Below are 13,892 nucleotides of genomic sequence, written 5' to 3' on the forward strand. Positions count from 1 at the left end.
ATGCTTATCTTTGCAAAAATTTACCCCACGCTAATATGATTAACATTGCAGCGATAGAATACTATCTGCCCAAAAATATATTAACCAACGAAGATATTGCCAATGAATTCCCGGAGTGGAATGCAGAAAAAATCAAATCAAAAATCGGTGTGGAATCCAGACATTTCGCAGATGAATCTCAAACGGCGCTTGATTTAGCTTTCGAAGCTTGTGAGAAGCTTTTTGAAAATTATGATAAGAGCAAGATCGATTTTATTCTCTTCTGTACGCAAAGTCCTGACTATTTCCTTCCGACGACCGCCTGTATTTTACAGGACAAATTGGGACTTCAAAAAAACATTGGTGCTTTGGACTTCAATCTTGGCTGTTCTGGTTTTGTCTATGGATTGACCTTAGCAAAAGGTTTGATTTCTATTGGTTTAGCTAAAAATATTCTACTCGTTACGTCTGATACTTACACCAAATTTCTGGACAAAAATGATAAATCCAACAGAAGTATTTTCGGAGACGGTGCTGCTGTGAGTGTGATTGAAAAGGACGATTCCAAAGCAGATTTCCAATATGTTGTAGGAACAGATGGCGCGGGTTACAACAATCTGATTGTAGAAAACGGCGCTTCCAGAAACGCTTCCGAAAAGCCTGTTCTATTTATGAAAGGACCAAAGATTTTTACTTTTGCATTGGAAAATATTCCTGCATTAATTAGTGAAACGCTGGAGAAAAACAAACTCAGACTGGAAGACATCGACCTTTTTGTGTTTCATCAGGCAAGTTCTTATATGCTGAATTACCTTAAAAATCTTTGTAATATTCCAGACGAAAAATTCTTCCTGGATATGAAAGACATTGGTAATACAGTTTCTGCCAGTATTCCGATTGCGCTGAAATTGGCCTTAAATCAAGGTAAAATCAAGGAAGGTTTCAAAGTGATGGTTGCCGGTTTTGGGGTTGGCTATTCCTGGGGAGCGGGAATTTTAGAATTCTAAATTTTGAAAAAGAAAATCCTTATCAGAATTGGTTCTCTGCGTCACGGCGGCGCAGAAAAAGTGCTGGTAACTTTTCTCAAAAACCTCCCGAAAGACAAATATGAGATTGATCTGTTGTTAAATCTCTACTCCGGAAAATATCTGACAGACGTTCCGGATTGGGTCAACGTGATGTACCTCAACCGCGGCGAAATGATCACCACCAACCGCCCAAAAGATATTCCTACAAAAATATACCGTGTTGTCTATCAAAGACTTTTAAAAAAATACCCTAAAATTCTTTATAAACGGAAACTCAAAAATAAAGTTTACGACATTGAGTTTGCTGCGATTCACGGTTTCAAAGATGAAGTTCTGAACAGCCCTTTGAAATCATCTAAAAAACTGATGTGGATCCACAACGATCTTACGCAGGTCAGCGGCTACACGCCCGAAAAGATCAGGCACTTTTTTCTTTATGACAAAGTGATGGTCATTTCTGAGAAGATCCAGCAGACATTTTTGGATTTAGCAAAAACTGAAGCCGAAAAAAATAAAATTGTGAGAATTTACAATCCGCTGGACACCAACGAAATTCTCGGGAAGTCAGAAGCGGGAAGTCAGAAGTCGGAAGACCTTCAACCTTCAACCTCAGACCTCCAACCTGTATTCATTTCTGTCGGAACCGTTTTTCCTCAGAAAGGATTTGACAGATTGCTGCAAGTTCATAAAAGACTTTTGGATGAAGGTTTCCAACACAAAGTTTTGATTGTTGGCGATGGTTACGATTTTGAAAATGTCAAAAAACTGAAAACAGCATTGGGTGTTGATGAAACGGCGACAATGCTTGGCTTTACAGACAATCCTTATCCTTACTTCAAGGCGGCAGATTTTTATATTCTGAGTTCCAGATACGAAGGTTATCCAACCGTTTTATTCGAAGCGATTACTTTAAAAAAGAACATCATCGCAACTGATGTTTCGGGCGTTACAGAAATGCTGGAAAACGGAAAACTGGGCTTGATTACAGAGAATTCCGAAGAAGGAATCTATGATGGGATGAAAAAAGCACTGACAAATCCTGAACATTTCAAATCTTATCAGGAAAATCTTGAGCATTACGAAATGCCTTTCAACCTGAAAAATTCTGTCGATAAGATTATGGAAATCATTGATAATCTGTAATTAGAATTTAGATGTTAGACTTTAGATGTTAGATGATTTTGCTCAAATAAATCTGCAGAATTTGTATGATCTGCGAGAGAAATTTTGATATCTTAAATTTGTCAAGAATTAAATAGTTACAAATTCTTACTTTTACCAAATGGCTTACAGCATTCTTCAAAAAGATTTTTACAGAGAAAGCGGAAAATATCTGTCTCATTTTCAGATGCTGAAAAAATGTTTCAGTCCGAATCTGCATTACATCTACTGGTTCAGAAATGCTCAGAAACATCCGAAATCATCATTAACAGGTAAATTCTACCGACTCATTCTCCGCCATTATCAGATCAAATACGGCTTCCAGATCTATGCTGAAACCGAAATTGGCGAAGGTTTCTACCTTGGACATTGGGGCGCGCTCGTCATCAATCCGAAAGCTAAAATTGGGAAAAACTGCAATATTGCGCAAGGTGTCACCATCGCGCAGGCCAACCGTGGAAAAAATGAAGGCGTTCCTGTCATCGGAAACGAAGTCTGGATCGGTCCAAACGCAGTTATTGTTGGAAATATTACAATTGGCAATAATGTTTTGATTGCGCCAAACGCTTATGTGAATACTGATGTTCCCGATAATTCTATTGCCTTGGGAAATCCTGCAGTGATTACCTCAAAACTCAATGCTACTGAGGGTTATATTAATAATAAGGTTTGATTCAAAAATACTGATTTCGAATTAGCAGCAGCCACAAAAAAAGTGACGCTGTCTCCAACGTCACTTTAATAGAAATGCTATTCTTTTATATTAATTACTGATGTAAAGTTTTGGTTCCCAAATTGTTGATCTGGCCAAACACCACATTTACATTACTCTGATTCTCATCCATATATCCGGTTGTGTTTTCAGCATCATACGATACAGTATAATTACCTTGCGGAAGACCTCTAAACATAAAAAAGCCGTCTGTATTTGGCAATGCAGTTGCGATGGTATCGTTTGCAACAATAACATGTATAATTGGTTTGGATGCTGCCGGCAAAACATAGCCTTTAATCTGGCCGTCAGTAAGTTCTGAAAAGGCACGTATCACAGGTTTAAGAATATATGAGCCATTTCCGGTTTTCACAATAGATTTTCCTGCGTCGAAATCGATCCAAACATTATAGGCTCCGTTGGCCGTAAGGGTTTGATTCCAATTAAATTTCAATCCGCTTTGCTGTGCAGAAGGGGTTTGCAGCGGGTAGCTCACACCATTGACAACAATAGTGTTGTTGTTTCCTAAAATCATTCTCATCTGGCTCACACTTCCTACAGGCAGTACAACCTGCCCTAATGCGACATCAGTACCATTTTTAAAATCCAGAAGATTAAAAACACCCGGATTTGGGAACGTAATGGGAATCCATTCTCCGTTAGCATTAATTTCAATCCGCTGAACGTCGATCTTAACAGCGTCATACATCGCCGGTCCATCGGTCAGTTTTACATTCACAGTTGCTGTTTGCCCTGCATCTGTTTCATTGTCATTACATGAATTAATGCCTAAAGAAGCGGCAAATAATCCTAACAAAAATAACTTTTTCATAATCTGTAATTTTAATTGTTTTTAAAAATAAATATGCAAGGTTATTTGTTTTTAGTTGATTATATTTTTCAATAACGGATTTTTACATTACAAAAACTGACCCAAACAACTTAGGTTGAAATATTTTTTTATCTTTTAACATTAAAACCATAACACTTCTAAATCAATTTTCTTTTGACTTGATATACTTTTGTCAATGTTTTTACTTGTTACAGGCTGACAAGCGTAATAACTTAAGCACTTCAATATTAAACTTTGTTAAAAACTTGGCATTTTAAATTTTTAAAGTATATTTTTGTGTTATTATTGATTTAGTCTATTAGTTTTTAAAATCAACGACAGCGAATCAAATAATGAATAACAGCAAACTTTATTGTGATGACAAACTCGTACGAAGGTATTTTCGAAAACAATAAAAAATGGGTTGAAGGAAAATTGGCAGATAACCCCAACTATTTCCACGACCTTGCTAAAACCCAGCACCCGGATTATCTTTACATAGGATGCTCCGACAGCCGCGCAACGGCAGAAGAGCTGATGGGCGTAGGGCCAGGCGAAGTGTTTGTACACCGAAATATCGCCAACGTGGTCAACACTTTGGATATGAGTTCGACTGCGGTCATCCAATATGCAGTGGAACATCTGAAAGTGAAACACATCATCGTTTGCGGACATTACAATTGTGGCGGTGTAAAAGCGGCAATGACGTCTCAGGATCTTGGACTTCTGAATCCGTGGCTGAGAAACATAAGAGATGTTTACAGACTTCATCAGGAAGAATTGGATTCCATTGACGAAGAAAAGAAGTACGACCGCCTTGTGGAACTGAATGTTCAGGAGCAATGCATCAACGTCATCAAAATGGCCTGCGTGCAGGAACGTTATATTTTAGAAGAATATCCTATCGTTCACGGTTGGGTTTTCGACCTCAGAACGGGGAAAATTATAGATCTGGAGATCGATTTTGAAAAAATCTTGAAAGACATCCAGAAAATCTACAACCTGACAGACTCTGATTGGGTGATGAGCAAAAAAAACAAAAATATCAGCTAATTTCTTTTTATGAAATTTTGGAGCATTATAACATTAACGATTTTTCTCAACTTTACGGTTCTTCCAGGGATGGCCGCAATGTTCGGTTGGGAATTACCGAGAACCAATGTTATAGTGAACGAGGAGGAAACGCATTCCAACGCTTTTGCACTCTACGAAAAGACCATTCCTAAAACGCTGGACATTCACGATTTTCTGAAATTCCAGGAAGCTGTTCCTCAGAAAACAATTGCACCAAATTGGGAATCCAATATCTACTTTTCCCCTTACCTCAGCATTTTTTCTCCACCTCCGGAAGCTTAATCCCTATTTCGTTTTTCAATAAACGTAATCCTGTTTGCTGTTTCAATTGACAGTAAACCTTATTCTGTATTAAGTCAATCAACATTTTTTTAGAATAATTGATATTAATTGAGAACCTGTTATAAATTAAATTTCAGGGTTCTCAATTCAAAAATTAGCAAAAAGCCAATTGCTGCCAGCTAATTATCAATGACTTCTGCTATATTACTATGCAAAAATCAAAATCTTTGATTGGAGGGATCAAAGAGAATTTTCCTTCCGGTCTTGTCGTATTTCTTGTGGCATTGCCACTTTGTCTGGGAATCGCGTTAGCATCTGGAGCGCCGCCATTGTCCGGAATTATTGCCGGGATTGTGGGTGGTATTGTTGTCGGATGCATTAGCAATTCCAACATTTCCGTTTCCGGTCCGGCTGCTGGTTTGACAGCTATTGTTCTGGTTGCGATTACGGATCTTGGGGCATTCGAGTTATTTCTTTGTGCCGGAATCATTGCGGGAATTCTCCAGTTGATTTTAGGATTTGTCCGCGCCGGAAGTATTTCCAATTATTTCCCGAACAACGTGATCGAAGGGATGCTTGCCGGGATTGGAATTATCATTATCCTGAAACAGATTCCCCACGCCTTAGGTTTTGACAGCGATTATGAAGGCCACGAATCTATTTTTGACAAAGGTCTGAATTTCGGTTATTTTGCAGAATTAGGTGCGGCAATCACACCCGGAGCAATCATTATCACTTTGGTTTCCGTAGCTATTTTATTGGCTTGGGATCACGTTACCATTCTAAAAAGATTAAAACTTTTGCCAGGTGCACTGGTTGCGGTGATCGCAGGGATTTTGTTGAATGAATTTTTCAAAATGTCAGGAAGCTCATTAGCAATTTCTGAAAAACATCTTGTGACTTTGCCAACACCAAGTTCACTGGAAGATTTCAAAAATCTGATCACATTCCCTGATCTCAATGGATTTACCAATCCCAAAGTCTGGATCGCCGGTGCAACGATTGCAATTGTAGCATCTATCGAGACGTTACTTTGTATTGAAGCTTCGGACAGACTGGATGTTAGAAGAAGAATCACGGACACAAATCTGGAACTGAAAGCCCAGGGCATTGGAAACCTCGTCAGCTCATTCATCGGTGGACTGCCAATGACGTCTGTTGTGGTAAGGAGTTCAGCAAACGCAAATGCTGGTGCAACTTCCAAGATTTCCGCCATCATCCACGGGGTTTTGCTTTTGATTTGTGTTTTATCAATTCCTGTAATCCTAAATCTGATTCCATTGGCAACATTGGCAGCAGTATTGATTTTAGTCGGATACAAACTGGCAAAACCAGCGACTTTCAAACATTTCTGGCACAATGGCAAATATCAGTTCATTCCGTTTTTAGCAACAGTTTTGGCAGTAGTTTTTACAGATCTTTTGAAAGGTGTAGGAATCGGATTGTTGATTTCAGTTTTCTATATTCTTCAGGGGAATATGAAAAGGGCTTATTACCTCAGCAAAGAAACACTGGACGATGCAGACGAGATCACGATAAAGCTGGCAGAAGAAGTGTCATTCCTGAATAAAGCGGCCATCAAGAAAACATTGAAAAATGTAAAATCAGGTTCTAAAGTCATCATCGATGCAAAAACCACTTCTTACATCACGACTGATGTTCTGGAAATGATCCAGGATTTTGCCAACGTAAGAGCAAAAGAAGAAGACATTGAAGTAGAATTGATCGGCTTCAAAACTTCTTACAGAGACTATGCTAGTGATGAAGATTCGCACGTCATCGTCAATCACAAAAGGGCAATGTAGTTAGATGATAGCAATTGGCTTTTTGCTGATAGCTTTAAAATCAATCTAAAAACATTGACAAACATTTAAATTATTATTTTAACAATTAACACTTTTATTAAATTTAAAAATATGAAAGCACATACATTCGAAACACAAACGACCATTACACCTGACAAAGCACTTGATATCCTGAAAGAAGGAAACCAGAGATTTGTAAATAATCTCAAAGCTAACAGAGATCTGTTGTCTCAGGTAAATGACACGCGTGCAGGACAATGGCCGTTTGCTGTAATTTTGAGCTGTATCGACAGCCGTACGTCTGCAGAACTGATCTTCGATCAGGGTCTGGGCGATATTTTCAGTGTGAGAATTGCAGGTAATTTTGTGAATCAGGACATCCTTGGTTCTATGGAATTTGGCTGCAACGTGGCAGGTTCCAAACTGGTTGTTGTTCTAGGTCACACAAAATGCGGCGCGTTGAAAGGCGGCCTGGACTCAGCAGCAATCGAAGGTCTTGGAATGGATAATCTGAATCATTTGATTGGTCATTTTGATCACATCATCAAAGATATTATTAATGACGGCGAGGAACGTTCTTCCAAAAATGAAGATCTGTTGGAAAGACTGAATCAAAGTAACGTAAAAAATGCGCTGGATGAGATTCGCAGCCAGAGTTCTACCCTTAAGAAACTTGAGGACGAAGGCAAAATCAAAATCGTTGGCGCTAACTATGACGTGGAAACCGGCGTAGTAACTTGGATATAAAACATCTTTTTTTCATACAATTAATTAGGTTCGTAGGCCGGGTAATTTATTTTATCCGGCTTACTTATTTTATAATTTGACTATGCGAAATCTTTAGAAATTCCGTTAAATTAAAGATGAAATTATTCCGAAAAATTGTTTTGATTTTGATCTGTATTCCAATTCTATTTTTTGTAGGATTCTACGTTTATGACTTTAATCATAATTATAAGTTTGAGCAAATCAAGGAAAATATGAAAATAGGTGACGCAAGAAATATCGTAGGAAAACCTGACGAATCAAAATATTTCGGAAATGAAATTATGGATGTTTATTATTACTTTCCTCTAGCGGAAGCCAGATTTTTCTATTCAAAGAGTGACAGTACGCTGATTCGTTCGTGGAGGACAGATGCTGACTGATTTATTTCCCGTTGAAACCCGTCATCGTATTCTGAATGCCTGCGAAGACAAATGACAAAGCAGCCTGGGAAAACTTTTCGATTCTTTCGGAGAGTTTTTCTTTTTCCTCGTCATTCCATTTTCCGAGTACGTAATCGGCTTGTTTTCCTTCTGAAAATTCTGCAGAAATCCCGAATCTTAATCTTGGATAATTTTGACTGTTCAGCTGAGACTGGATACTTTTCAAACCATTGTGACCGGCGTCTGAACCTTTCATCTTCATCCTCAAAGAACCAAAAGGCAAAGCCAAATCATCCGTAATAATCAAAATGTTTTCCAACGGGATGTTTTCTTTCTGCATCCAGAATTTCACGGCATTTCCGGAAAGGTTCACGTAAGTATCCGGTTTCAAAACGAAGACTTTTCTGCCTTTGTATTTTCCCTCAGCCAAAAGTCCGAAGTTTGAAGATTTGAAAGGCGCTTCTATTTTTTCAGCGATTTTCTCGGCTACTTTGAAACCGATATTGTGCCGCGTTTCTGCATACTCTTCCCCTTTGTTCCCGATGCCGACAATAAGATATTTCATTCCCTTACAAAATTATTTTACGTACTCAAACGCTACAGTGCCGTGTGTAGAGGTTCCCAAAATGGGATAACCATCTAGATAATCATATTTTAAATCAGTAGTTATGGATTCTACGTTACTGGTCACTTTCATAGTTTGGGCATTATTCGAAGACAATCCGCTTGCGACATTATTTTCAAGATCAAAGTGAGAACTCACCAGCTTGAAAGCCATTGGTAAAGTATTAAGCGGATTTTTAAAACTGTCATAATCACTGAACGCAGTTGTAATTACAATTGGATCTATCGTTACCGGTCCGGGAGCTGTTGTAATTGTATATTTCATTCCGGAAACGTTGTTACTATTAAAAGTGTAATCCGTTTGAATGGTAAACAATTCAGTTGTATTGCTATCGTCTTTTACTTTTGTGATGATATTTTTTATCTTATCACCATTGTAATTGTAAGTTGTAGAAGATTGATAAATTAAAGCGCCATTAACTTTGGAACTGCCCGTAGATGAAGCAAGCTTACCTCCTGAATAAGTCAAATCCTGACTGTTGACAGTTTTTTCTCCTGATGTACTGTCCACCGATTCGTAATCTATTTTGCTGATTTGGTCCGATGTGTAAAAAACCGTGTATTTGAAAGAATTATCGTCGGATGTAACACCTGTCAGCTTTGTGCCTGAATAATTGTACGTTGCAATCACCTTCTCGCCACTGCTATCTACTGTTGTGACTTTCTTAATATTTTTAACCGTTGCGTTTGTACCGCTATTGGAGTCATAATCCACTCCGATCAGGAAATCGCCGTTGGCATCCTGATTGGGATCACAAGACGACAGCATCAAAATTCCAAAGATAAGCGACAAATAATATGATATATTTTTCATTGTTTGATTTTCTGTTTGCAAAGTTAGTTTTTTAAAACAAATTTTTAAATGTCTAATGATGACAGTAAATGTTTACTGATAATCAAAATTTTCTTTCGAATTCTGAGTTTTGAGTTGGTTCACTTCTGCGATATAAACTTTGAGTTGCTTCTCGCTCAGATTTCCATTTTTCTTATAAATTTCAACTCTTCTATTGACTTCAGCATTGTAATACTTCTTGAATTGTTCATTCGTTTCGTAGTTCCGCCAAAGCGTGAAATATTCGCAGACATTTCCCAAAAGATCATTGATTTCCTCGCCTGTTTTTTCATCTACGTCTTTACCGAATGATGTTACGGAACAGTACATCGGCATTTCTTCTGTCTCTACTTTTTTATAAAAATCCCTGTATTTATCATCGATCAAATATTCGATCTGTTCTTTTTTGAAATAAATATCTTCATTAATGTCTTTCAGTTTTACAAAACTGGCGGAACTGGAATTTTTATTAAAGATATAATTCGCATAAACTACAATTTCTCCTTTGCCCAAACCCGGCGAAATGCCATAATGTTCGGAAAGATAGAAAAGTGCCGGTTCGGAATAATCGATTTGGTCTTTTAGATTCGCTACAAATATTTCTATTTTGGTTCCATCTTTGTCCGTTGCAATTCTTTTTTCCAAATCTTTGAAAGTCCTGTAACCGTACAAAGTATCCGTAGCTTTTTTGAAAGTCCTGACCGGCGATTCTGCGCTGTAAGTCCGGAATCCATTGGCCGCTGCATATTTTTTATTATAAAGAATGCCATCCATTTTGTACATGTTTTTCCGGTACGAATAATAGAAATTAATCGTATTTCTAATATATCTTTTCTCAGAATCAAAATCAATGGAATAGACAGGAACGCTCTGATCCTCAGAATTAAATCTTACTGAAATGCCGCTCAAACTATCAGCTTCACTCAGAAAAGTCATTTCTTTGTCGTAATGGTATTTCAAAATCTGAGCTTCCCAAAAAGAAGCTGTCATTACAAATAACAACAGAATAATTTTCTTAATATGAAATAAATAATGGCTCATTAATGATTCAAAATCCTGTTCAAAACCAGATTCACCTCATCCACATTTTTCACATTGTCTTTCCGCATCATCAGCTGGTTGTTCTTTTCTTTTAACGTCGCTTCCTTCGGATTTTGTGTGAGGTAGGCAATTATTTTTTTGAATTTTTCGCTTTGATAGAATTTGTCCTGAGGATTCGCAGGGAAATAGCCGAGAAACACTTTGTTTTTCACGACCAATTTTTCAAATCCAATTTCCGCCGCCAGCCATTTCAGCTCCACAGATTTCAATAGATTGATAGCTTCATCTGGCAATTCCCCGAATCTGTCTTTCAATTCATTTTCGAAGTTTGCAAGGTCGATTGCATTATTAATCTCAGCTAATTTCTGATATAATGATAATCTTTCCTCGGTCGAACTCACATAATGATCTGGCAACATCAACTCCAGATCCGTATCGATATTCACTTCCTTTGTCGATTTGAATAATTTCTGACGGTCTTCCTCATTCTCGAAAAGATTTTCAAAATCCTCATCATCTTTCAACTCTTCCAAAGCTTCCTGCATCATTTTCTGATACGTTTCAAATCCCATTTCGTTGATGAAACCACTTTGTTCCGCTCCAAGCAAATCGCCCGCACCACGAATTTCCAGATCCTTCATCGCGATCTGGAATCCACTTCCAAGATCCGAAAATTGCTCAATGGCTTCCAGACGTTTTCTCGCATCGGAAGTCATCATATCAAACGGTGGCGTAATGAGATAACAAAACGCTTTCCTATTGCTTCGCCCAACTCGTCCACGCATCTGGTGAACATCCGCCATTCCGAAACGATGAGCGTCATTAATGAAAATTGTATTCGCATTCGGGACATCTACTCCACTTTCGATGATTGTTGTAGCGACCAGAACGTCATATTTTCCATTCATAAAATCGAGGACATTTTGCTCCAATTGTTTCCCTTCCATCTGTCCGTGACCGATCACGACTTTTGCATCCGGAACCAAACGTTGGATCAATCCTGCAATATCTTTCAGGTTTTCAATTCTATTATTAATGAAATAAACCTGTCCATCACGCTGAAGTTCATATGAAACCGCATCACGGATCACTTCTTCACTGAAACCAATGATACTCGTATCAACGGGCTGACGGTTTGGTGGTGGTGTTTTGATGACCGAAAGATCTCGTGCAGCCATCAAAGAAAACTGTAAAGTCCTTGGAATTGGTGTCGCCGTCAACGTCAATGTATCGACGTTGGTTTTCATCGTCTTCAGTTTATCTTTTACCGAAACGCCGAATTTATGTTCTTCATCAATGATCAATAAACCTAAATTCTTGAACTTCACTTTCTCCGAAGCCAATTGATGTGTTCCGATCACGATGTCCACTTTTCCGTCTTTCAATCCGGCTAAGGTTTCGGATTTCTGTTTCGCCGTTCTGAATCTATTCAAATAAGAAATATTGACCGGGAAATCCTTCAATCGTTCTTTGAAACTTCTGTAATGTTGGAAAGCCAGAATCGTCGTCGGAACCAAAATCGCCACTTGCTTGCTGTCCGTGGCCGCTTTGAAGGCCGCACGAATCGCAATTTCCGTTTTCCCAAAACCTACGTCGCCACAGATCAAACGGTCCATCACGCCTTCATCTTCCATATCTCGTTTGACATCGAAGGTTGCCTTCTCCTGATCCGGCGTGTCTTCGTAAAGGAAACTCGCTTCCAACTCATTTTGAAGATAAGAATCAGGCGAATATTGGAACCCTTTCGCCGTTTTTCTCTGAGCATAAAGTTTTATTAAGTCAAATGCTATCTGCTTGACCCTCGCTTTTGTTTTTTGTTTTAATGATTTCCACGCTGGTGAACCGAGTTTGCTGAGGACAATTTCCTTTCCGTCTGGTCCATTGTATTTTGAAATTTTATGAAGCGAATGAATACTCACATAAAGCAGGTCGCCATTTTTATAGGTCAGTTTGAAACATTCCTGGATTTTCCCATCGTTATTGACCTTCACCAAACCCATAAATTTCCCAATCCCGTGATCGATGTGCGCAATGTAATCGCCCACTTTCAAAGACATCAGATCTTTCAAAGTCAGCTGTTCGGATTTCGCAAACGTGTCCTTGGATTTGTAACGTTGATAACGGTCGAAGATCTGATGGTCCGTGTAAACCAGAAGTTTATGTTCCAGATCCACAAAACCCTGATGAAGTTCGGATCTGAAACTTTTAAATGGGATCTGATGTCCCAATTCTTCGAAGATCGACTGCAATCTTTCTCTTTGTTTTTCTGATGAGAAAGAAATCCACGTGTCGAAACCGAGAATTTGTTTTTCCTGAAGGTCATCGATCAACAATTCAAAATTTTTGTGGAAACTTGGCTGTTGTGTTTGGTTAAGTTCCAGCGTTTTAATCTTCGGAAGTTCAAATTTGTGCGAACTGAAATCGATGGTTTTGAACTTGATCAGTTTATTCTTGAATTCATTTTCGGAAATAAACAATTCTTCCGGCTTTCTATGACTGATTTCTTTGCTTAATGTTTCAAATTTCTCAAACGATTTTTCATAAAAATCCTTGACTTTCTTCACGCCGAGAAATAGATTCTTCGAAACGATCAAACTGTCATTAGAAAGCAATTCGAAGAACGAAACCTTGCTTCCGGAAACCGAAAAATTCATATTGGAGACCAACTGGAATTCCGTGATCTTGTCCAATGAAAGTTGAGATTCGATATCAAAAGTTTTGATGCTTTCCACCTCATTACCAAAAAATGTGATTCGGAAAGGTTTTTCATTAGAGAAAGAAAAAACATCTACAATTCCACCTCGAACAGAGAATTCTCCAGGCTCGGAAACAAAATCGGTTTGGTTGAATTGATAATGATTCAGCAACTCATCCACAAAATCAAAATTCAACTGATCGCCGACTTTTATCTGGTGAGAAATCGCTTTGAAATCTTCTTTCTTCAACACTTTTTCGGACAGCGCACCAACGTAAGCTACAATGACTTTTGGAGATTTTCCGGAATTTATTTTATTGATGACTTCCGTTCTCAAAACCAAATTGGCGTTCTGCGTTTTCTCAACTTGATAAGGCTCCAAATGCGTTGCTGGAAAATAGAGTATGTTTTCTTTCCCGAGCAGATCTTCCATTTCTGAGTTCACATAAAGCGCATCTTCCTTGTCATCGACAATGAAAAGAATATTCTTTTTGTGCGCCAGAAACAATTCTGCCGTGAAAATAGAAACCGCCGAACCAGCACTTCCTTTCACAGAAATATGTTGATTGCTATCTAATTGTGAAAAAACCTCACTTCCAAACTCTTTCTTGAGCAAATCAGGAAGCAGATTTTCATTGATTTTTTTTAATTCCATTCTGAAATATGTGTAAACAGGAAA

13 protein-coding genes are annotated in these 13,892 nt (G+C 38.3%); 8 read left to right on the forward strand and 5 right to left on the reverse strand.

From position 1 onward, the window contains the following. Positions 1-35 precede the first annotated feature (35 nt). The 3 genes from LUD75_RS05725 (at position 36) to LUD75_RS05735 (ending at position 2,841) form a co-directional block, all read left to right on the forward strand. Entirely contained in the window at positions 36-986 is a 951-nt protein-coding gene (locus LUD75_RS05725; RefSeq protein ID WP_232704700.1) for a ketoacyl-ACP synthase III, read from the forward strand. Further along, on the forward strand, positions 987-2,150 hold the full coding sequence (locus LUD75_RS05730) for a glycosyltransferase (RefSeq protein ID WP_232704921.1): 1,164 nt from the start codon (positions 987-989) through the stop codon (positions 2,148-2,150). A gap of 139 nt (positions 2,151-2,289) precedes the next feature. Continuing rightward, the gene (locus LUD75_RS05735) at positions 2,290-2,841 is read left to right on the forward strand and encodes a serine acetyltransferase (protein ID WP_232704701.1); all 552 of its coding nucleotides are present in this window, start codon (positions 2,290-2,292) and stop codon (positions 2,839-2,841) included. A gap of 94 nt (positions 2,842-2,935) precedes the next feature. Here the strand turns inward: LUD75_RS05735 and LUD75_RS05740 are convergent, their stop codons facing one another. Beyond that, positions 2,936-3,712, reverse strand: coding sequence for a DUF4382 domain-containing protein (locus LUD75_RS05740; RefSeq protein WP_232704702.1), 777 nt, complete (start codon positions 3,710-3,712; stop codon positions 2,936-2,938). A gap of 378 nt (positions 3,713-4,090) precedes the next feature. Here LUD75_RS05740 and LUD75_RS05745 point away from each other — a divergent pair, with 378 nt between their 5' ends. From LUD75_RS05745 to LUD75_RS05765, 5 genes are all read left to right on the forward strand, one after another. Further along, positions 4,091-4,765, forward strand: a complete 675-nt coding sequence (locus LUD75_RS05745) for a carbonic anhydrase (RefSeq protein ID WP_232704703.1) — start codon at positions 4,091-4,093, stop codon at positions 4,763-4,765. Positions 4,766-4,774: 9 nt separating this feature from the next. Further along, the gene (locus LUD75_RS05750) at positions 4,775-5,068 is read left to right on the forward strand and encodes a hypothetical protein (RefSeq protein ID WP_232704704.1); all 294 of its coding nucleotides are present in this window, start codon (positions 4,775-4,777) and stop codon (positions 5,066-5,068) included. A 209-nt stretch (positions 5,069-5,277) separates the two neighbouring features. Next, positions 5,278-6,873, forward strand: a complete 1,596-nt coding sequence (locus LUD75_RS05755) for a SulP family inorganic anion transporter (RefSeq protein WP_232704705.1) — start codon at positions 5,278-5,280, stop codon at positions 6,871-6,873. Between the two features lie 111 nt (positions 6,874-6,984). After that, positions 6,985-7,620, forward strand: coding sequence for a carbonic anhydrase (locus LUD75_RS05760; protein ID WP_232704706.1), 636 nt, complete (start codon positions 6,985-6,987; stop codon positions 7,618-7,620). Between the two features lie 116 nt (positions 7,621-7,736). Beyond that, a complete protein-coding gene (locus LUD75_RS05765) occupies positions 7,737-8,021 on the forward strand; it encodes a hypothetical protein (RefSeq protein WP_232704707.1) in 285 nt (94 codons plus the stop codon). 1 nt (position 8,022) lies between these two features. Here the strand turns inward: LUD75_RS05765 and pth are convergent, their stop codons facing one another. From pth to mfd, 4 genes are all read right to left on the reverse strand, one after another. Then, positions 8,023-8,586: an aminoacyl-tRNA hydrolase gene (gene pth, locus LUD75_RS05770; RefSeq protein WP_232704708.1), complete on the reverse strand. Its 564-nt coding sequence runs from the start codon at positions 8,584-8,586 to the stop codon at positions 8,023-8,025. 12 nt (positions 8,587-8,598) lie between these two features. Continuing rightward, entirely contained in the window at positions 8,599-9,459 is an 861-nt protein-coding gene (locus LUD75_RS05775; protein WP_232704709.1) for a hypothetical protein, read from the reverse strand. Positions 9,460-9,531: 72 nt separating this feature from the next. Beyond that, complete coding sequence (locus tag LUD75_RS05780; RefSeq protein ID WP_232704710.1) at positions 9,532-10,518, reverse strand: hypothetical protein; 987 nt, start codon at positions 10,516-10,518, stop codon at positions 9,532-9,534. Beyond that, complete coding sequence (mfd, locus tag LUD75_RS05785; protein ID WP_232704711.1) at positions 10,518-13,868, reverse strand: transcription-repair coupling factor; 3,351 nt, start codon at positions 13,866-13,868, stop codon at positions 10,518-10,520. The genes LUD75_RS05780 and mfd overlap by 1 nt, the downstream gene beginning before the upstream one ends. Positions 13,869-13,892 lie beyond the last annotated feature (24 nt).

This window comes from Epilithonimonas sp. JDS (assembly GCF_021261315.1).
Taxonomy (GTDB): Bacteria; Bacteroidota; Bacteroidia; order Flavobacteriales; family Weeksellaceae; genus Epilithonimonas.

Bases quoted from the DNA above. Each gene is read 5' to 3' on its own strand.
- LUD75_RS05725 (WP_232704700.1), top strand. From the start codon at position 36: ATGATTAACATTGCAGCGATAGAATACTATCTGCCCAAAAATATATTA.
- LUD75_RS05735 (WP_232704701.1), top strand. From the start codon at position 2,290: ATGGCTTACAGCATTCTTCAAAAAGATTTTTACAGAGAAAGCGGAAAA.
- LUD75_RS05740 (WP_232704702.1), bottom strand. From the start codon at position 3,712: ATGAAAAAGTTATTTTTGTTAGGATTATTTGCCGCTTCTTTAGGCATT.
- LUD75_RS05745 (WP_232704703.1), top strand. From the start codon at position 4,091: ATGACAAACTCGTACGAAGGTATTTTCGAAAACAATAAAAAATGGGTT.
- LUD75_RS05750 (WP_232704704.1), top strand. From the start codon at position 4,775: ATGAAATTTTGGAGCATTATAACATTAACGATTTTTCTCAACTTTACG.
- LUD75_RS05755 (WP_232704705.1), top strand. From the start codon at position 5,278: ATGCAAAAATCAAAATCTTTGATTGGAGGGATCAAAGAGAATTTTCCT.
- LUD75_RS05760 (WP_232704706.1), top strand. From the start codon at position 6,985: ATGAAAGCACATACATTCGAAACACAAACGACCATTACACCTGACAAA.
- LUD75_RS05765 (WP_232704707.1), top strand. From the start codon at position 7,737: ATGAAATTATTCCGAAAAATTGTTTTGATTTTGATCTGTATTCCAATT.
- pth (WP_232704708.1), bottom strand. From the start codon at position 8,586: ATGAAATATCTTATTGTCGGCATCGGGAACAAAGGGGAAGAGTATGCA.
- LUD75_RS05775 (WP_232704709.1), bottom strand. From the start codon at position 9,459: ATGAAAAATATATCATATTATTTGTCGCTTATCTTTGGAATTTTGATG.
- LUD75_RS05780 (WP_232704710.1), bottom strand. From the start codon at position 10,518: ATGAGCCATTATTTATTTCATATTAAGAAAATTATTCTGTTGTTATTT.
- mfd (WP_232704711.1), bottom strand. From the start codon at position 13,868: ATGGAATTAAAAAAAATCAATGAAAATCTGCTTCCTGATTTGCTCAAG.